Below are 21,388 nucleotides of genomic sequence, written 5' to 3'. Positions count from 1 at the left end.
AAATTGTGATTAGAGATTTAGATTCTCAGGGGTACGGTGAATTTGCTGGTGTTCATCCACAGTCCGGTAAACCATTCGCGTCGCTTCATAGCCAGCGATAGGTTCAGTATCCCCCTGGTTTCCGTTTTTGATCAGATACCCGCCAAAGTTGAAGATCTGGTAGCGCAGGGTTTTTAGCTGGTGGTTTATTTTTGACTAAAGGATTACTTGCCGGAACAGGCTAATGAAGTTGTACACCATCATTACAACGTTTAAGGCTGAGTTCGATTAATAATATATTTCATTTATTCGGTATCCAGTCTCCCCTAAAAAGGGGAGATTTAGAGGAGTGTTCATCGGTTTTTCTACAGATTTGGTGAACATCCCCCTCAATCCCCCTTTTCTAAGGGGGACTTTTGATGTCATTATTTAAGAATCGAACTCAGGTTTTAAGGCTGCCTCGGTCGCAAAAAAACTCCAGTTCTAATCGGACCACCCCGTGGCGTGGCTTGACATAATTATTGACGAATTAACTTAAATAACACCCTTGCCGGACTGTTTTTGATGTTTTTTTAAACCGAACCCAGGTTTAAGACAAATTATTATCTAATCAGATTACCATTCTCGTCCCACTCTGCAATTTTATTCCTTTCATCTTCCTGCAGCGATTCATCCAGTGTTTTTTGGTCGTATGATAATCCATGTTTGTCTAATACATGCTGAGGAACTCCATCCCATAGATTTGTCCGGTTACCCTGGTAACCCAAATCCTCAATTCCCATCTTTGAAGTAAAAAATCCTGTTGCTGTTAAGTTTCTCATTCGATTGAAAAACCGCACACCAAACTGCATATCGTCCCGCGCTTCATCCGGATAGGCTATTTCATCAAGTATTTCTTTCTGATCTGACTCTGAGCAGTTTGCGAAAGTTTCTCCGAATCTTTGGCGGCACTGATTATCGAGCCACATCAGCCCTCCGCGTGTCGGTGTCTGCATGGAAGGTATATCCTTCATCATAAATTCGATAAAATCGGGAACACCTGCTTCTGTAGCGCTACCCGATCTTTCATCCGATGGGATAATCAAATCTGCTAATACCTCTACCATCTCCCGTTCGTGTTCCGTAAAAAAGGTATCAGAATGAAGCTGCTGATCCCTTAAAAGTTCTTCATCCGTCCGCCCATACGTTTCAGAATTCTCGGTGATAATCTGACGGCTGATTTCAAGATCTTCTTCTGTACAGGAGGACAATAACAATCCTGTTCCGATCGAGCCTGCAAAAAGCAGTTTTAAATGTTCTCTTCTATCCATTCTGTTACAGTTTTTTGTATATATACGTTCTTACAATTAAACAACCTGATAGTGTCCATCAGGTCCCGTTAGTTATGAAAAACAGGAATTCTTCAACCCGAACAGTGACTCTACCTGGAATCCCATAATACCCGGGGTACTCTGGCAGGCCCCGGTGATCTATCCAATATTACGTTTGTGAAGCTGATCTACAATATAATCAGAGGTTCGCCATGAAAGTGCAAGTATAGTCCATGTGGGGTTTTTATCAGCCTGAGATACAAAGGAACCCGCATCTACCACAAAAAGATTATCGCACTCATGTGCCTGGCCATATTTATTCAGAACGGATGTGTCCGGATCATCACCCATCCGGGTTGTTCCCACTTCATGAATAATACGTCCCGGTGCTTCCAGTCCATATTGAGACTCTTCACCGGGTTTGTTCCCAAGGACTATCCCTCCCATTGAGGTCAGGACTTCTTCGAATGTCTCCTGCATATGGCGGGCCTGCTTCACTTCGTGCTCAGTCCAGTTATAGTTAAAGCGTAAAACGGGTATTCCAAATTCATCGACTGTACCCGGGTCAATTTCACAATAATTGTCGTATTGAGGCACGCTTTCCCCGCGACCGGCAATCCCGACGGTAGCCCCATATATGCTGCGAATATCTTTTTTGAGCCCGGTTCCATACCCCCCGTTTCGGGATGGATTCCCCATCTGGTCAACTACATACTGACGAATCGATTCCATTCCGAATCCAAAACCATAGGATGGCATGCTCATACCGCCGCCAAATTCCAGGTGATATCCCCGTGGAAATTCCTGTTGTTGATTATCCAGCCACCAGGGTGCATATACATGAGCTCCTCCTGTACCATCTTCGTTATATCTTTCACGGCCCATCAGTTCGGGTATGATGGCGGATCTGCTTGCTCCGGTTGAATCATGCAAATATCGCCCAACCATGCCGCTGCCGTTTGCCAGTCCATCAGGATGGGAGGAGGATTTTGAGTTCAATAAAATTCGGGCAGATTCACAAGCTGACGCTCCGAGAACAACCACTTTTGCATTGATCTTATATTCTTTCTGATCGACTTTATTTATGTACGAAACACCAGTTGCATTTCCACTGGAATCGGTTGTCACCTCCCGCACCATAGCATTCGTAAACAGATCCACACTTCCATGCTGCATGGCGGGTTGAACAAGACACGTACCTGATGAGAAATCAGCGTATACGCTGCACCCGCGATTACACTGATTGCAATAAAAGCACACACCTCTTTCATTATTGACAGGCCTGGTGAGAACGGATTTTCTCATCGGAATAACAGGAATATCTACTTTAGCAGCCCCGTTTTTAATGTATAGCTCGTGTAAACGGGGTTTTGGCGGGGGAAGAAAAAATCCATCGGGATCATCCTCAAGTCCTTCATTGGTGCCGTATACCCCGATTTTTTTATCCACTCTGTCATAATAGGGTTTCAGATCTTCATAGCCAATCGGCCAGTTCTCTCCTAAGCCATCCAGATCTTTTCTTTTGAAATCTTTTGGGCCAAACCTTAATGAAATTCTTCCCCAGTGATTTGTGCGGCCGCCAAGCATTCGGGATCTGAACCAGTCGAACTCTGTTCCGGCTGTTTTTGTATATGGCTCACCCTCAATTTCCCATCCACCCCACGCTGCATCAAAATCACCAAAAGGGCGTACCGTTCCCGCTCCTCTGCGGGGTGATTCATAAGGCCATCGAAACTGTGTGCGATACTCTTCTTTTGCCGGGTCGTAGTCTCCTCCCGCTTCCATTACGGCTACAGACAAACCTGCTTCAGATAAAATATTTGATGCCATTCCGCCACCTGCACCAGATCCTACAATTACTACATCGTAACTTTTACCTTTCTTTAAAATTTCAAAAGCCATTTGGAGGTGTTTTCTATTATAATTGTGTTTTTCGGTGCAGCATACGGCTGAAAAAAAGTCATATTCCTTATTATCAGGAGTGATTTAATCTAATATTCGCACTTCAATATTTCGGAAATATATCCGGCTGTCAGGATCATGTGCCTGTAATGCAATCGTTCCGCTACTTAGTTTTATAGTGCCCTCACGGTCTTCAGGCTCAGTATATTCCATTACTGTTTCACCATCAACTTTAAATGTAATATCTTTACCGTCTACTTTAATATAGTAGTGAAACCATTCGTGATCCTCGTGTGGAGCATCATCCATAACATCATTCACAGCGTATAAACTACCGGTTTTACGCGGATCGCTGTGTGTTGCATTGACCTGGGCTTCATAACCGTACTGGGGCCATCCTTCTTCCTGATATTGAGTATGAAAAAATACTCCTGAATTTGCTTCAGGATAGGTATAGACATCAGCACGAAATTCAAAATTCACGAAATCAGCATCAGCTACCGGACCTTCGTAAAAGAGATGGCCTCTTGGACCATCCACTACAATCTTTCCATCAACAACTTCAAAAGAATCGGGGTTTTCACTGGCTCTCCAGTTATTTAATGTTTCTCCATCCCAAATGGAAATCCATTCGTTATTAGTATCTGCTGGCGGATTATCATTACTGGAACATGATGCCATGATGCTCATCATCAGTAAAGGAATCAGGCTAAAAAATAAATTTCTCAATTTCATAATAAGGTTTGTGAAGTTTTTTTGTTGATATGATTGCAGTAATTAGCAAAGAATGCTCACCTATCTTTATTCAACAACTAATATCCCATTCATAATCCTCCAGTGGCCGGGAATCGTACAAACAAATGGATATTCTCCGGGCTCGTCAGGTACGGTAAATACCAGTTCATAACGTTCACCAGGATCCAGTATCGGAGTATAGGCAATAACATCAGGTGTTTCAGGTACATATGCGCGGCTTCGGCCCTCCGGGGATGCCATCATTTGATCGGCCAGTTCCCCCACATCAGCCAGCGTGCCTGGAAGAATAAACAGTAGATTATGTTCCATGTTATCCGTATTGGTAAACACCACCCGAACCGTCTGGCCAGCTTGTACCCGGAGTTCATCTTTGTCAAACTCCAGCACATTAGGTGTAACTCCCAATTCCAATTCAATATCCACTTCAACCGATGGTTCTTCAGATCTTCTATCCCTATCAGCTGCCGGGGCTTCGTCTGCTATAAACGCAATGATACTTTCAAAGCTGCCGACCGGATCCTCCTCATCAACCTGATAGTCATCTGCCGAGTAACCGGATTGGCTGGCAGCCGCAATAAATCCCCCACCATGTATCCGTGCTGATATCGCTGCAGCCTCCCGAATCCATCGATCCTCTATGTTTTCGGAGTCCTGAAATACCCGAAATATCTCCTCTCCAACTCTCTCTGATGGAGGCATGTCGGAAAGGCTATTCAAGGTTTTCAATCGAACCTGCAGACTATTATCTCTCAGAAGTCCCCCATCAAGAATCGCATCCGCCGATGCAGGTGACAGTGGAAGAACCTGAACAGCATTTTGTCGAACCCCGGCTGATGGATGTGATAGTGCACCAACAACCGCGTCAATTGCTTCCTCGTTACTGCCTGCAAGCTGCCCCAGACCATGAAGTGTCCACATCGCATGAATCACTGCGGGATTGAGATCAGCATCATCAATGGATTGATCTTTAATCAGATCAATTAAATCCGGCACAATGTCAGTCTGCCCACGTTCAACAAGCAGGCGCTGGGCATGTTTTCTCCATCCCAGGTTATCATGAGAAAGTGTTTCAATCAGTTCGCCGGGACTTGCTCCAGCCAGGTTTATTGAATTTGTATGATCATTCTCTTCATAAACGATTCGGTAGATCCGTCCATGCTGACGATCACGAAGTGGATTCGCATATGCGTTGCCTGGTGTTGGTTCCTGACGATCACTCTCGGCATTATGCTGAATAATATAGTTATACCAGTCCGTGACCCAAATATGGCCATCCGGCCCAACTTCAGCCTGGATTGGACTGAACCATTCATCATCACTGGCGATCAGGTTTCGATTGTATTCAGCATGATAACTTGATCCATTGTCAATTAAGTCCATTTCAGCAACAAGCTGAACTGTAGGTTCGGTTACAAAAGCTTTCCGGTTCCAGTATTCCCCGGGCCATGTTCTGGCTGTATAAACCCCATGGCCGGCAGCAGAAGTGAAAGCACCTACCCAGTCCACCTGACGGAAGAGATTCGTTAAAGTGATTACGCGAACCGTACTGGCCAGCCGATCCGTAACTGAATCGTCTAATCCGTCCAGGTCTCTGTAAAAACGCTGGGGAATGGTAAACAGGGTACTCGGGTTGCCGTTCGCCGTGGAAATAAACGCATCACCCTGCTCATTGAAGCCCAGACCCCAAGTATTATTGTTGGTCCGCTGTAAAAACTCCAGCCGGGTGCCGTCTTTTAAAAACCGGTACACCCCCATTCGGAACTCATGGTGCTCACCGCCAATCACCCCATCCATACCGGCGTAACCAAGCACTCCCCAGAATTGATTATCTAACCCATAATACAGGTTATTCGGTCCTGCATGAGTATCCCACTGCTCCCATCCTTCGAAAAGAACTTCCCTCACATCGGCTTTACCATCCCCGGTTGTATCTTTTAAAAACAGGGTTTGCGGTGCCTGATGGACAATGACTCCGCCATCAGAAAATGCAAGGCTGGTCGGAATATTCAGGCTGTCTGCAAAAACCGTAAATTCATCTGCTTTGCCATCTCCGTTGGTATCTTCCAGAATCAGGATCCGGTCTTTGCCTCCTCCATCCGGCCAAAAATCCCGCGGATAGGGATATTCAATGGATTCGATGACCCACAAGCGTCCTTGTTCATCCCAATTCATAAAAATAGGGTTCACTATATCCGGTTCGGAAGCAAATAGTTCCACACGGTATCCCGGTTGTAAAATCATGCGATCCATAGCCGCCACCGGGTCCAAAGGTTTTTGTTTTTGATAGTACCGTGGATTGTTTGCCCCGCGATCCATGGTTCCGACTTCTTCTTCATATCGCAGCCGTTCTTCATGCGGGGGAGGGAATGGCACATCCAGCACATCATAGGTAAATGGGTTACTAATCGTTCGATTTTCCAGGGCATTCTGTACATCTTCACCGGCTGCCCAGCGAATCCCGCGTTCGAGAAGATCATGAAATCCTTCATTCTGCCAGGTTCTCTCATCGTGTCCCCAGACCGTATAAAATACCCTGCCATCACCCTGCGTGCGGATCCACGTCCAGGGTTCATCATCCCTGTAACTCAGAACCGTACGGTTTTCTTCATTATGCTGCTGATGAACATACGTTTCATCCCAGCTTTCAAATCCCTCAAAACCCTGCATGATTTCGTGATCAGGTTCGGCAATACGCGTGCGAAATGTGCCGGATTCGTGGCTTTCAAATGCACCTCCCAGTAAGGAAATGAATTCATCGGAATCCCGAAAATTTCCGGAAGCGGAATGAACGGGAACATAACCGCCCCCTTCTTCCACATAGGAAATTAAACTTTCGATGATTTTCGGATCCGTTTGCGGGTAGTCTGGCTCATGGTAGTTCGCATAATGCAAAACCGCATCATACTTTCGCAGGTTTTCCAGGTTGATATCATTCAAATCACTGGTATAAAACAACTCAATACCGCGGTCAAGCATAGGCCTGGCAATGTCGCGCAACCGTACACTGGGTTCGTGCCCGCCATCATCTCCCAGAAAAAGGATTTGAAGACGCTGCTCTCTCTCATGAGTATCCGCCTCCTGAGCGGATGAATCACATGATGTAATGATTACTCCTGAAAGAAGCAGAAGCATGCAAGCCAGACTTGTATATGGTGACGGTGATTTCATAGATGTGCTGTTTGTGACTATCATTTATCCCAATGGATCAGGGAACTGATGCAGGGTTATAAATTTATAGTTAAATCTTTAAATGACCTTGCCTGTGCCTCGATAGCACGTTCGGTGGCCAGCCGTTCCACGCTTGAAGCACCGAAAAAGCCTGCAACACCTTCCGTATGCTCAAAGATGTACTGAGCATCCTCGGGTTCGGCAATCGGGCCTCCGTGACACAGAACGATAATATCATCCCGGATCGCTTTGGCCGCATCGTGCATCGCCTGGATTCGTTCGGCTGCTTCCTCGAGCGTGGGGGCTACGCCTTCACTCACCCCAATGGATCCCTTTACCGTGGTATTCATATGGGTGACCAGGACATCCGCTCCGGCATGGGTCATTTTTTCAGCCTGTTCAACGTCAAAGGCGTACGGACACGTCAGCATTTCAAGCTCATGGGCCTGGCGGATCATTTCCACTTCTAAATCAAAACTCATTCCCGTCTCTTCCAAAATCTGACGGAAATTTCCATCAATGACACCAACCGTTGGAAAATTTTGTACTCCATCAAATCCCATCTTCTTCAGTTGCTTCAAAAAAACAGGCATCAGCCTGAAAGGGTCAGTTCCGCAAACTCCGGCAAGGACGGGTGTATCCTTTACCACCGGTAGTACTTCCCGGGCCATATCCACCACAATTTCATTCGCATCCCCGTAGGCCAGAATTCCGGCCGCACTTCCCCTTCCAGCCATTCGATATCGTCCGGAGTTATAAATAATGATGATATCCACTCCCCCTTTTTCAGCAAACTTTGCAGAAATTCCTGTCCCGGCTCCTGCTCCTATAATCGGCTTGTTTTGTTTAACTTGCTCATTCAGTCGCTGTAGACATTCTTTGTATGGTATAAATGGCATAATTCTGTTTTTCGGATTATTGGTTTAAATTTTTGGTACTGATGCTTTATCAGTCGTTATTTCTGTCTATCGTTATTTTTCAACATTTCTGTTAATACGTCACCCGCTTTTTCTGCAAATGCAGTGTCGTTGATGTGCAGATCCAGTTCGAGCAGGCGTACTGATGAATGTATGTGTTTGCGAAGAGAATCGAATAGTGATTTGTTGGCTTCCGGATCAAAAAACGGTTTGCCTTTTTGATCAAGGCTGCTTATTCCCTTTAAAGGAAGCATTAATACAACCGGTCCTTTTGCCTGGTTTAGTTTTTCAGCAATCCTTTTCCCGATTTTTGCACATTCATCCGGAGAAGTTCGCATCAAAGTTACGGTTGGATTATGCTTGTACAAATTCCTTTTTTTGAATTTTTTTGGTACCGAATCCATGGCATGAAAATTAACCATATCCAGCGCACCACAAGAAACGACCTGCGGTATTCCGGTTTCAGCAGCTGCTTCAAGGCGATCCGGGCCGGCTGATAAAACTCCACCCGCAACTTCATCGCACCATTCCGTCGTAGTAAGATCAGCCACTCCAACAAAATATCCATCACGGATAAGAGCCTCCATTGCCCGGCCCCCACTGCCTGTAGCATGAAAAACCACTACCTCAAAACCTGATTCTTCAAGTTTTTTTCGAACATTTGTCACACAGGGAGTGGTTACACCAAACATTGTAGCGGCAATCATAGGTTTTTCTTCAACTGCCGGTATTTGCTGTTCCACCATTCCACAGATTGCACCTGCGGCATTCCCCAGGATTCTCCGGGATAATAAGTTCAGCCCGGCAATATCCACAATAGAGTACATCATGGTAATATCTTTCACACCTACAAATGAGCTTAAATCAGAGGATGCTTGCGTTGATACCATCAGCTTCGGGACACCTGCCGGCAGTGTTCTCATCGCTGCTGTAGCAACATGAGTACCGGTACCTCCGCCAAGACTTAACACTCCATCAAAACGTCCATCTTCGTATAACCCGGGCACCAGATTTTGCACCCCTGCCATCATCACATCAACAGCTTTGCCACGATCAGCTTCTTTCCGCAGCTGCGTAAGGCTGCTGCCGCCTGCCCGGGCAACTTGCCCTGCTGTGATGTCCGGAGTGAATAATGGTTCATCCAGCACACTGGTATCGAGCAACAATGTGCTTACACCGCGGGTTTCGATCAAATCCCGAACAAATACAAATTCTTCTCCTTTCGTATCAAAAGAGCCAATAAGAAGAATGGTTTTTTTCAAAAGTAATGTGACTTTCTGATTTTTAAATTTTCTTCAGAGCTTGTGATATTCAAAACTAATTAGCCGATTTCTTTAAACTCTTCCAGGGTTCCTCCTTATCAACATATACCATTGATCCCTCAAGATCTGCTGCAGGTGACAGGATCGCCAAAAAAGAAAGCGCTTCCTTCCCGCTGTTAAACGTGGCATGTACCATTTTTTTTGGGATATAGACCGCTTCACCCGGACCCAGGTTCTTAACATCTTTTTCCAGCCACTGTTCGGCTTGTCCGGAAATAATATAAATTACTTCATCCATTGTAGGGTGAATATGAAACGGATGCCCGCCGCCCGGTTCCAGATCCACCTTAACTACGATCAGGTCGTCACTTTCCGTAATATCAGGCCGTGAAAACCAGTGATGAATTCCCCGCTCAAGGGTTTCCACTTTTGTTTTTTCCTTTGTAAAAAATTGACCTTCTTTTTTTGCCATAGTTCAATTTATTGATCACTTATAAATTATTGATAATTCCCTGTATGAAATTGTGGAATCCATCATTTTAACCTCGCTAACATCCTTTTCATTAATCAGCAGTATAGGTGAAAATTTTCAGTTTTATAAAAAATAATATGCACCTGTTTTCCTGTATAATTTTCACTTGATTTAATATTCAATGGTTTCTTGCTCAGCTTGACTATTGTAGTGTAATATGAAGAGTAATGTGATATGGCAGAATCGTCTATTAGCCCGAGATACTTGGCAATAACTTGAACTTGTTTCAGTCCATTTTAAAAATTTATACAGTATTTGGCTCGGTACCCAGAAAATTTATCTCAATGACTTACTTTATTTTCTGCAATTCTTTGGATCTGGTATTTGAAGACTGATGAAATCAGAATTCTCTCCAGTTTCAGGTGGTTTAATGAACCTGAAATTTTGAATATAGGTTGTAACTATTCAGATCAGTTGCAGTTAATAGTTTTATTAACGCATATAAAAACTTGAACATAGAGGAGACATTATGGAAATTGAAGGCAAACTTGAAATAGCCCTGAAAGATTTGATGAATGACTATTTGAAAATATGCAACCTTGCCATACGGAAAATGTCAATAATTTTTGGTATCAGCAGGCAAAACGATTAAACCGGATGGCTTGGGATGAATCAAATTTTCATACTATCATTTATGATAAAGACCCTGATATTGTTCTTGATGAATTCGTAATTCATTTTAACCCAGATGAACGGGAATTAAGCCTCACTTCCCCGCAAGTAAAGAATGTAGCATTTGCCTGGAAGGTCCCACGGTCCTGCTTGCAGGATGTTGTAGAAAATCGGTCTGATTGGTATGTTGAACATCCGCTGATGCTTGACTGGAAATGGCTTACTGAGCGGACTCGTACAGAATCAATGGACATGATAGGCAAACCCAGATATAAACCTGGATGGCAGGATTTCTACTTGGCGCTGCAACAGATGCACTTTCTTTTTACTTATTAGGAAGATGAGAGAACTGGATAATAATTGCCTGCTACTCATGCTAAGTATATTCATTAATTTTAAACCCTATATGGGTACGTAAATTTCATCTGAATCAAAAACGTTTTCCGACATTATCTGTTCACCGTATACCAGTTACATCAATTTTTTTACGTAAACCAGACGATAATTCAATTGAGTAGAATTCGAGCTTAATCATCATACCCGCCAACAATAGTAAAAATTAAAGGTGTTGACAGGTAAAAAGCTGTGGCCGAAATTAGAGTGAAGAAGAAAAAAGAAAAAAGAAAAACTGGTGGTTGCCCCACCAAGTGTGTAACCCATATTGGTTTAATAATGGCATATATATTGGATAATCAACTTAATGCCCGATCATAACATTTTAAAACGGATTGTAAATGTGGGTATGTGGATAACTACCAACTGCACTTTATTCCCTTGGATACGAACACTTCCTCAGATGGAAGCAAAATTTCATCGTTCAAAACAGGTTAATAATATCAAGCCGGTTCCAGAACACCTGCCGCCTGGGTAATTACATCGAATAATTGGGTATTGATCACAAACCCATTGAGTGCTTCACTGCCTGGGCCGAATGAAGCCAGTTCCACATAATCAGCCGTATGGGAACCGCCCACCCAGTTTACATCGGTGTAATTGGCAATCACCTGTCCCAGTACTGCCGATTGTCCGCTCATTCTGCCATAGGTAGCCCGAAACTCCCCTTTCATCGAGGCCAGGAAATCTTCGGCTACCTCGCGCGGTGCTTCATAACCAGTGGCATACTCAATTCGCTCACGAATTTCGGAAACAGTACTGTTTTCATTCAGTTCCCTTCCTATCCAGGAGTTGGAGTGCCGAAACTTCTGGAGATTATCAAACTGCGAATCGGGTGCACTGCTAAACCCAGGGTTGGCGTTGCCATGGTCGGTTGTGATAATCACCATGGTATCGTCGCGTTCCTGCGCAAAGTTCATTGCAACCTCAATGGCGTCGTCGAAGGCAATCTGGTCGAACAACATTCCACCAACATCGTTTCCATGAGCCGCATGATCCACCCGACCGCCTTCCACCTGCAGTATAAACCCATTGGAGTTTCCTGAAAGATTCTGAATGGCAACATCGGTCATTTCAGCAAGAGTTGGCACACTTTCAATCAGGTCAGGTGTGTTTACCTGATCAAGGGTATAGGGCAGGTGTCCGTTTGCAAAAATTCCGAGTTGTTTACCCTCGGTGGAATTGCCGTTCATCAGTTCACTTTTATTGCGGGAGATGTTGTACCCGGCGTTTTCGAATTCAGTGTAGAGGTCGCGGCCATCATCACGTGTTTCACCGGAAAGATGATTGTGGGCACCGCCAAGCAGCAAGTCTATCCCGCGCTCGTAATATTGAACAGCGATGTCTTCGCCCTGGCTTCGATGCTCCACGTTGGCAGCAAAACCCGCGGGAGTTGCATGGGTGATTTCGGTGGTTGTAACCAGGCCAGTGGCTTTGCCTGCATCCCGAAAAATCGGCAGAATCGGATCATGATGGGTGCCGTCCGGACCAATGTTTAGCGCACCGTTATTTACCCGGTGGCCGCATCCCCAGGAGGCAGCGGCCGCAGCCGAATCCGTTACAATCCGGTCGGCCGATGCCATATCCATCAACCCGCGTTTTACCACATTTTCTTCAAGCAGACGGATCCATGCAGAGGGCCGGCCTTCGGCGCGGCGCAGGTAGGTATCAGCCATTTGCAAGGTACCGGCACTCATTCCATCTGAGACCAAAAAGATCACATTTTTGGTTTTCCCTCTTTGGCGAATGACATCACATCCACCGGCGAAGGCAATTCCTGATCCAACTAACAGGGTTGATAAGGCGCCGACTTTAAAAAATTCGCGTCTGGTTTGCTTATTACTCATGTGTATTTGGTTTTAATGTAAATAAAGCAGGAATAAGTCAATATCTTAATCCTGCTTTATAATGTATTGGATTAAATAAGGGGTAGTATTAAAATCCAGGATTTTGAGGAAAGTCTTCACCTAAATTTGTGTCTATAACAGATTGTGGAATTGGAAATAATTCATCTCTTTCTGTGATAAATTGGCCGCCATTGTTATTGTAAGCCCTGGTTCTTTCAACCAGTTTCCCTGTTCTCAATAAGGTCCATCTTCTGTGTTCTTCTAAAAATAGTTCCCGTGACCGTTCATCTAAAATGAAATCTATGTCAACATCAGATGCGGTAATTTCACTTGCATTCGATCTTCTTCTGATTACATTTATCGTTTCGGCTGCACCTGCTTCATTCCCAAGTAAATATTGTGCTTCGGCTTTCAACATATATGTGTCAGCTAATCGCAGGTAGACATCATTATGGTTATTCACACTCAATACATTCCCCGGATTTGCACCTTCGGGTTTTCTGGAATATGGCCAATTTGGAGTTGTCCTGTTTGTTGGAGAAATATCTTCACTCCAATCAAGACGTACGGTATCACCATAAGCATATCCTGGAGGTAATCTATCTGCCGCAAAAGGAGCATTTGCTTCGGCATCTTTAAGAACAAAAAATGTTCTCATAGCATGTTCTGAAAATCGATCGTCCTGCTGTTCATATAACTCAAGTGCAAACTTCGTTATGGATCCTCTTCCGTAACCTTGCCCGCCTCTTTCATGCGTAATTTGAAAAGGGTTTACCCCATCAATTGAGATATTCCAATACCTAGTTAAATGATATCGTCGTGAAATTCCCTCACCTGCTCCGGTCATATCGTATCCATATTGGAAAGTCCAAAGTGATTCAGTATTACCTTCATCTCGATTTGTATTACCATCATAGTGCATATCCATAAAGGGCACACCTGGCTGATTAGCTCTTACACCATACCTTTCAGTGATTAGTTGGTACGCAGAGTTATTTATTACAGCGTCAGCCCATGTCAATGCTGTTTCCGGATCATCATTTACAAGTGCCATTTCTGCAAGGTAATGCTGAACGGCTCCTTTGGTTAATCGCCCCGGATTTATTGGTTCTACAGGTATATACTGTTCAGCGAATTCTAAATCAGCCACTATTTGTTCTCGAACTTCATTCACAGGTGTTCGGGTCCAATCAGTACGGATGGTAGCTCCGCTTGAGGGTTCCAGCGCCAAAGGGACATCGCCCCACCCGAATGTCAAATGCCGGTAAGCCCATGCCCTTAGAGCATGTGCCTCTGCAAGTATAATATTTTTATTCTCATCAGCGCTGAAGCTGCCTCCACTCCAGTCAATTTCAATATCATCGCGTTCAGCATATTGTATAATTGTATTTGCACTATTTACCATTTGATATAGCCAGCTGAATGCAAATTCTATTTCTTCGTGGGAGGCATTGTTATGATCACCCCAATGTTGAGCTATTAAATAAAAACCAGGATTAAATTGATTTGTTGCTTGATTATCTGTTCCAAGCATAAACATGGAACCTGTCATCATGTGGCTCCAGGTTGATACTGAGCGTTCTGTACGTGCCAAATGATATAGTCCGTTTAAGCCAGCCTGAAATCCACTATAGTCGGTATACATGGTTTCGCCGGTCATTAAATGTGGAGGAGTTTCATCTAGGTTGCTTGCATCAAACAGGTCGCAGCTAACAGCCAAAACTGAAATAAGAACAACTAATAAAAGTGTCGGGGAGTTTGTTGAATATTTCATAAAGTTAAACTTAATTTTTTGAATTAATTTTACAGGCCAAGACTGATACCGAGTACAAATTCTCTCTCCAAAGGATAACTGGCATACCCGGTAAGTTCCGGATCGAGGCCACTCCACTTGGTAAATGTATATAGGTTGGTTCCCGTTATAAACAAGCGCAATCGGTTGAATCCTATTTGATTCAGCGTATTTTGCGGTACATTATATGATAGGGTTACATCTTTTAGCCGTATGAAACTTGCATCTTCGTACCAGCTTGCCTGAATACCGGACATATAATCAGCCACTAAATCATTTTTAATCCATTCATTAGTTGGATTATCCGGAGTCCACCAATTTTTATTCGTTGTATTGATTCTTACATCAGCCCATGTATCGTCAGACAGCCACGTATTATATCTTGTAACTCCATGGACTCCATGAATAAATACATTCAATTCAAAATTATTTACATTAAATGTATTGTTAATACCCCACATGAACTTAGGATCCTGCTGGCCGATAATTTGCCGATCATCCGGACCTAACTGACCATCCCCATTTACATCTCGTAATTTTACGAAACCGGGTTGACTACCCCATTCTGCAGCTTCATCGGCCTCATCCAGCTGCCAAACACCATCAACTACATAATCAAAATTTACATTTATTGGATGGCCTATAAACCATGAGTTTGCTATATCATCTCTCCCATCTCCATAAAGATCCACAATTTCATTTCTGTTAAATGAAAGATTTCCCGAAGTGGTCCACATAAAGTTTGGGGAAACGATATTTCGTGAAGTAAGAGCCATTTCAAGCCCGGTATTTTTGGTTTCACCAATATTTTGAAGGATGGATGTAATTCCATGTACTGAGGAAATGGTACGTTGCAATAGGAGATCGTATGTATTTGTGTAATAGTAATTTATATCACTGGTAATCCTGTCATTAAACAAACCTAAATCTAATCCTATATTCAGAGTTCTTGACGTTTCCCATCCCAGGTTTTCGTTCGCAAGAGAACTAGGTGAGTAACCTGGTGCTGGTGCTGAGCCATACATCATATTTTGTTCTGATAATCTGGACAAAGATTGATATGGACTCACTGCATGATTGCCATTTACACCAAGTGAAACCCTTGGTTTAAATTCGCTGAACAGATCTGCCATTGGGAAAAAGCTTTCATTATGTAAGTTCCACCCCAAAGCGATTGACGGGAAAAGGCCCCATTTATTATCGTCACCAAACCCTGAATACCCATCTCTTCTCCCAGTCAATGTGATCATATATCTACTGTCATATACATAATTTAATCGAAGCATTTGGGAAATCATGTAGCTATCACTTACCGAAGTATTTTGCACGCTATAACCAGCCTGCTCAAGTGCATGCCACGATATTATGTCATTTGGAAAGTCAATAGCTTCTGTAGACTCAGCCCTGTATTGATTGTCTTCAAAACTAAAAACAGCGGTTACTCCAATACTGTGATCACCAATATCATGCAGATAGTTTGCAATATTCTCTAATGTTATGTTAAAATTTCTATTGGCATTCAGTTCTGCCTCACCACCACTCTGCAAACCTTCCCTTGTATTTCGTGCTTTATAGTTAGCATATTCGCTATTTCTTAACCGTACACCAGTATTTAATCTGTAACTTAAGCCATCTAAAAATGGAAAGTTTAACTGTGCAAAATTATTAGTAACTAATTGAGTGTACTTGTTGATGTTATCGAATGTTGTATTCGCCAATGGATTTCCAAAATAGGTGTCGTCACTCCATGGATATACGGTATAGTTGCCATCTTCATCAATGGGTGATGTTAATGGATTTTGTCGAAATAACCCCCGGCCGCCCGACAATTCAGGGGATTCACCTGAGCGGTCTCCATAAGAAATCTGTGTTCTCGTGCCAAACGACAACCAATCTGTCACTCGTGTATCTAAATTAACTCTACCAGAAAGTCTGGAGTAATTATCATTCAGAATAATGCCCTTTACATCAAGTATATTCCCACTTAAATAAAATGTAGTTGTTTCGGAACCACCAGATACCGCTATATCATGCTCGTTACTTATGCCGGTTCTGGTTCCTAAATCAAGCCAGTCTACCCAATCACCACTTTCATAGATCTGACGTTCAGAGTTAGTCATAGCTCCAGGAAAACGCTCCATTTTATATTGATAAAATTGCTCTCCATCCATCAGATCCGGTAAGTTTGCGTAGTTTTGAACAGAAAAATTCCCTCTGTATGAGAAAGTTGTTGCCCCTTCAGTCCCTCCCTTTGTTGTAATTAATATAACCCCATTTGAACCGCGTGCTCCATAAATTGCTGCTGCGGAGGCATCTCTTAGTACCTCGATAGATTCCACATCATTTGTATTGATATCCCTGAAACTTCCTTCATATGGCACCCCATCCACAACAATAAGTGGAGAATTATCTGCAGTAATTGAATTTCTTCCGCGAACCATTATAGAAGATCCAGGATCCGATCCTGCAGATGTATTACGAACCATTACACCCGGCACTGTACCCTGCAATACCTGACTAATATTTTGATATGGCATATTTTCAATTCGTTCTGATGAAACAGATGCGACCGAGCCGGTTAAATCACTACGTCTTTGAACACCATATCCAACTACTACAAGTTCATCAGCAGATATTACATCCATTCTAAGCGCGACCTCTATATGAGTACGATCTTCGAGAGATATAACCTGTGAGACATACCCGATGTAAGAAAAAACCAAATTCACATCCATATCTGGAACACTCAGTTCAAATTCTCCCTCAACATTGGTCGTTGTTCCAGTCCCAGTCCCCTCTATTAAAATATTCACTCCCGGAAGCGCCTCCCCCGTTGATGCATCAACCACTGTGCCTGTAATAGTTTCTTGAACTACATCAAACTCAATCTTAGCCTCTTTTTTCCTCAGTATAATAACATCTTTCGTAGGAGGAAGAACAGGTTCAAGGTTTGTTCCTTCCAGAAGTCTATAGATAACTTCAAGTCCGGGCACATTTACCATACTAAAACTCACTCTCTTATTTGGCAAATCATCCGGGTTATAGGAGAATCCTACATTGATTTTATCAGCCAAAATTTCTAATCCATCCTGGATAGTGACATTTGAGAATTGAATTGAAAGCAGATTATCATCAGACTCGTGTTTGAGTGTAATTAAATCAGCTAATTGTGAATCATCTTTAGTATTCTGACTTAATACTGTCACAAAACCAGTAAGAAGTATGAGAATTCCCACATGCAATAGTACATTAGCATGGAACCGCTTCCGAAACTTTGTTTTATGCGACATAATTTTTGAAATTTATGGTTATTGAGTTTACTACTAAGTAATTGCTCCTAAATCGTTCATTTGTCAATCCACTTTACCTGATTATTATTTCTCTCATATTCAAGATTCAGTGTAAGAGCAATAACGGATAATGTTTTATCCAGAGATTCATTTGAGAAGTTAGCTGTAAGGCTAAGATTTCGTGACTCCTGACCTTCAAATCCACACTCAAGTTCATAAAGCCGGTTCAATTGAGTACATACCTGCTGAAGTGTTAAATCATCAAAGACAAACCGCCCGCTTTTCCACGCGAAATAATTATCTATAGCTACCTCATCTACTTGAATGGAACCCTCATTTAGATCCATATAACCATACTGACCCTTTGATAATATTACTGACGGTCGCTCATTATACCCCTCCTCTTTTGCGGAGAAAGAAACCTTACCTTCTTCTACCACAACTTGTACATTATCCTGACCTGAAATGGACCTTACATTAAAAGAGGTACCCAATACCTCAATAGAAGATTGGTTAGCTTGAATAATGAATGGCGACTCAGGTTTATGAACAATATCGAAGTAGGCTTCACCGGTCAGTGTTATTTCACGTTTCTCGTCCAAAAAATCTTCTGAAATTACTATTTCAGAGTTTTCATTAAGCCGAACTACAGATCCATCACCCAGCGTAATCTCCCTATGCTGATCTTGCTCTGTTTGGAAAATTACAGGCTCACGCTCTGCGACTTGATCTGTTTTGTTACTTTCAAGAATTATAGTGAATAAGGTGGCAGTAATAATCACCAAAACTGCTGCTGCTGCTTTCATTGAATAGCCCAGCCAGTCAGTGCTTTTGAGAGAAAATATTTTCTTCTTACTCCTGATTTCCTCCTGAATAGAACTGTAAAGTTTTTCTGAATCAAGATCAGAAACTGTTGACCGGAGGTCCTTTTTATCCATATACCCCTTGTCATGCTCAATACTTTCAAGTAGAAATTTTTGTCCTTCTGTGGTTTCAAACCACTCCAGAACGACTTCGTTTTCAGCCGGAGTTGTTTGATTGTTAAGAAATTTTTCTGCTAATTTTTTGCTCATCTGAATACTTTTCAATTCCATGCTTTCATGCTGCTATTAGTGAGACACAATAGAAGTGCAAAAGTATTAGAGAAAAAATTGTTTTTTTTTAAAAACACTTCCACTCCAATCTCAGGCTATCTTTTATCTATTGTTTTGCAAGGAAAAATTTGCAGGATATGCTTATCAGGATGAAACAGTACCGTTCATTTGTAGATTGAAACATCTACATATCACCTTTAAAGAAGTGGGAATCTGTAGATAGGTGATTAGAAAACTATGGTTCAAATAGCTAAGGTTGTCATTACCATTTTTTAAACCTGACAAAAAAAGAGGAGAGTTACTACTTGCTAACTTTTCAAGAAAATTGCCTGAAGACACACTATCAGAAAAGTCAGAATACCCGCATGATTTTTAAGATAAGTACGAATAAATTTTGAACTGTTATAGTAATGTGTTTTTACAGTTCGGACGTGAATTTGTAATAATTCTGCTACCTCCGCATTGGTAAGCCCTCTTTTTGTCCGCAGTTCGAATACTTCTCTTTTTCGGTCGGATAGTTCGCTTATACCTCTCTTAAGGATAGTTTCATATTCACTATACTGTAGATTTTCTTCAGTGAGGTTGTGTGCTGGAAGCTTTTTTTCTGATACACCGGATATGGATATGAGGTCACTTTTCCTGTCCCGTATCATATTCAGAACATGGTTCCTGACCATGGTAAAAAGATATCCTTTAAGGGATTGAACATGATCCAGTTTGTGCTTTTTTTCCCAAAGTTTAACAAAAACATCCTGCACTACATCCTCGGCCAAAGTTGTATCCTTAATATACTTTTTGGCAATATAGAACATTTGCACGTGATAGCGATCGTACACTTCTCTGAACGCTTTTTCACACCCAATTCGAATTTTTTGAAGTAAAATTGTATCGCTCAGATCATACATTCCGGAATCAGATAATGATAAATTGAGTAGCTGGCAGACATTAAGTATTAAGTAATATGGATTTATTATTAATAGCAAATACGAAAATATTCTTTACTAAACTCTTAAAAAAATGCCCTCTAAACATCAAATCCATAAATCTGAAAGTTGCTCTACTCCACCCATCATGCTCCCTGAACTATATTTCATCCACTAAACAAACTATCCATTTTGAATCAAGACCATCAGAATCAAATTTTTTCAGGTACCGCTCAGTCACTTTGATAGTTTTATGCCCTAAGCCTTTTGATTTTTTGACTAATGATAGTGAAGGCATGCCTTTTTACTGCCAGGCTTATGCAGAGTTTTTCTTCCGTTTTACCGGGTAATAATACTTGAACTCGGGTTATAAAAAACCAATCCTGTAACCTATATTAACTTGAGCAAGAGAAAGTTCAATAATTTAGAGGGCATGAGATTTTTAAACAAAGCCAATCGCTTACTTATTTTTTTAGCAGCCGTTTTGCTGTTTATGTATTATTTAGCCTCATTTTTAATCCCTCTCGCTTTTGGGATATTTTTGGCCATGCTCATCGTCCCCTTCTCAAATTTTCTGGAGAAGCATAAGTTCAACAGAGTGCTGTCATCATTGGTCAGCACGTTTACCCTTTTCATCATTTCAGGCATCTTTTTTTTCCTGTTTTTCCTTCAGATAAATGAATTTGCAGAGGAGCTTCCTTCTATTGAAGAAGAGATACGATCGGGTATAGAATATCTTCAAAAGGAAGTTGCCGATGCAACTGGTGAGTCTCAACATAATGTTGCAGGAATAGATACTTTATGGGAGGTCATAGAAACAAGAATTGCAGGATTTATTGGCAATATTCTTGAAGTTACATTTCAATTTCTATTGGTCTTTGTGTACACATTCTTGTTTCTGTTATATCGCGGCAAGTTAATGACCTTCATAATTAGCATGTATTCCCCGGGGAGTGAAGAAGAAAATGCCAAAGATGCATTAAGTAAAATCAGTAAGGTCGTTTTTCATTATTTGTGGGGCAGATTACAGGTTATGCTTTCACTTGCCATTATGTACTACATTACCTTTTTAATCTTTGGGCTCCCATATGCCCTGCTTCTTACTCTTTTTGCAGCTTTAGTCACCATCATTCCATATATAGGCCCGTTAATAAGTGGAATTTTACCGATAACGTTTGCACTTATTTTCTTTAATGACTTTTATCAAATACTATTCTTTACAATTTGTGTAATTATCATTCAGCTGATAGAAAGCTACGTTTTGGAACCATACCTTATCGGCAAGGAAGTAGAATTGAATGCACTATCGGTAATCGTTGCGGTATTATTGGGAGGAATTATTTGGGGTGTAGCAGGGATGATCTTGTTTGTTCCTATCTTTGCCACTATCAAAATTATCTCTAACCACTCCGGTAAAATCCAACCGCTGGGTACGGTGTTAGGTAATTAAAATGCCCATTGCGGCCCAACCCAATAGATCCGCTTTAAAAAGGAAGATATGGATCGGTTTAGATTGAAATAGCTTTCTCATATCCCTGCCAAAGTCAAAATTGCCGGTGCTAAAATTCATTTGTTGTACTGCCCTGCAAAAAACAGTCAGGATCCGGATCG

At 42.2% G+C, this 21,388-nt stretch carries 14 protein-coding genes; 2 read left to right on the top strand and 12 right to left on the bottom strand.

The window, feature by feature from the left end; translation table 11 throughout:
• Positions 1 to 581: 581 nt before the first annotated feature.
• From DYD21_RS14185 to DYD21_RS14155, 7 genes are all read right to left on the bottom strand, one after another.
• Positions 582 to 1,289: a gluconate 2-dehydrogenase subunit 3 family protein gene (locus tag DYD21_RS14185; protein WP_116037654.1), complete on the bottom strand. Its 708-nt coding sequence runs from the start codon at positions 1,287 to 1,289 to the stop codon at positions 582 to 584.
• A 159-nt stretch (positions 1,290 to 1,448) separates the two neighbouring features.
• Positions 1,449 to 3,191 (bottom strand): GMC family oxidoreductase, encoded by a 1,743-nt coding sequence (locus DYD21_RS14180; protein ID WP_116037653.1) that lies wholly within the window; start codon positions 3,189 to 3,191, stop codon positions 1,449 to 1,451.
• Positions 3,192 to 3,275: 84 nt separating this feature from the next.
• Positions 3,276 to 3,926 carry a DUF1080 domain-containing protein gene (locus tag DYD21_RS14175; RefSeq protein ID WP_199535554.1) on the bottom strand — a complete coding sequence of 217 codons (651 nt, stop codon included), beginning with the start codon at positions 3,924 to 3,926 and terminating at the stop codon, positions 3,276 to 3,278.
• A gap of 66 nt (positions 3,927 to 3,992) precedes the next feature.
• Complete coding sequence (locus tag DYD21_RS14170) at positions 3,993 to 7,115, bottom strand: PVC-type heme-binding CxxCH protein (protein WP_158607302.1); 3,123 nt, start codon at positions 7,113 to 7,115, stop codon at positions 3,993 to 3,995.
• A gap of 56 nt (positions 7,116 to 7,171) precedes the next feature.
• Positions 7,172 to 8,014, bottom strand: coding sequence for a phosphoenolpyruvate hydrolase family protein (locus tag DYD21_RS14165; RefSeq protein WP_116037651.1), 843 nt, complete (start codon positions 8,012 to 8,014; stop codon positions 7,172 to 7,174).
• Positions 8,015 to 8,070: 56 nt separating this feature from the next.
• A complete protein-coding gene (locus tag DYD21_RS14160; protein ID WP_116037650.1) occupies positions 8,071 to 9,294 on the bottom strand; it encodes a Tm-1-like ATP-binding domain-containing protein in 1,224 nt (407 codons plus the stop codon).
• A 55-nt stretch (positions 9,295 to 9,349) separates the two neighbouring features.
• Complete coding sequence (locus DYD21_RS14155) at positions 9,350 to 9,766, bottom strand: cupin domain-containing protein (RefSeq protein WP_116037649.1); 417 nt, start codon at positions 9,764 to 9,766, stop codon at positions 9,350 to 9,352.
• Between the two features lie 591 nt (positions 9,767 to 10,357).
• Here DYD21_RS14155 and DYD21_RS14150 point away from each other — a divergent pair.
• Positions 10,358 to 10,774, top strand: a complete 417-nt coding sequence (locus DYD21_RS14150) for a hypothetical protein (protein WP_147303600.1) — start codon at positions 10,358 to 10,360, stop codon at positions 10,772 to 10,774.
• Positions 10,775 to 11,274: 500 nt separating this feature from the next.
• On the opposite strand, the gene DYD21_RS14145 is transcribed toward DYD21_RS14150, so the two are convergent.
• From DYD21_RS14145 to DYD21_RS14125, 5 genes are all read right to left on the bottom strand, one after another.
• The gene (locus DYD21_RS14145; RefSeq protein ID WP_116037647.1) at positions 11,275 to 12,678 is read right to left on the bottom strand and encodes an alkaline phosphatase; all 1,404 of its coding nucleotides are present in this window, start codon (positions 12,676 to 12,678) and stop codon (positions 11,275 to 11,277) included.
• Between the two features lie 88 nt (positions 12,679 to 12,766).
• On the bottom strand, positions 12,767 to 14,452 hold the full coding sequence (locus DYD21_RS14140; RefSeq protein ID WP_116037646.1) for a RagB/SusD family nutrient uptake outer membrane protein: 1,686 nt from the start codon (positions 14,450 to 14,452) through the stop codon (positions 12,767 to 12,769).
• 29 nt (positions 14,453 to 14,481) lie between these two features.
• On the bottom strand, positions 14,482 to 17,760 hold the full coding sequence (locus DYD21_RS14135) for a TonB-dependent receptor (protein ID WP_116037645.1): 3,279 nt from the start codon (positions 17,758 to 17,760) through the stop codon (positions 14,482 to 14,484).
• Positions 17,761 to 17,816: 56 nt separating this feature from the next.
• Positions 17,817 to 18,833, bottom strand: coding sequence for a FecR family protein (locus DYD21_RS14130; RefSeq protein ID WP_158607301.1), 1,017 nt, complete (start codon positions 18,831 to 18,833; stop codon positions 17,817 to 17,819).
• A gap of 329 nt (positions 18,834 to 19,162) precedes the next feature.
• Complete coding sequence (locus tag DYD21_RS14125) at positions 19,163 to 19,759, bottom strand: RNA polymerase sigma factor (RefSeq protein WP_116037643.1); 597 nt, start codon at positions 19,757 to 19,759, stop codon at positions 19,163 to 19,165.
• Between the two features lie 418 nt (positions 19,760 to 20,177).
• Here DYD21_RS14125 and DYD21_RS14120 point away from each other — a divergent pair, with 418 nt between their 5' ends.
• Positions 20,178 to 21,227 (top strand): AI-2E family transporter, encoded by a 1,050-nt coding sequence (locus DYD21_RS14120; RefSeq protein WP_147303599.1) that lies wholly within the window; start codon positions 20,178 to 20,180, stop codon positions 21,225 to 21,227.
• The last annotated feature ends 161 nt before the right edge of the window (positions 21,228 to 21,388 follow it).

It is taken from the genome of Rhodohalobacter sp. SW132, assembly GCF_003390325.1.
Taxonomy (GTDB): Bacteria; Bacteroidota; Rhodothermia; order Balneolales; family Balneolaceae; genus SW132.
This window is presented reverse-complemented; position numbering and strand designations above follow the sequence as displayed.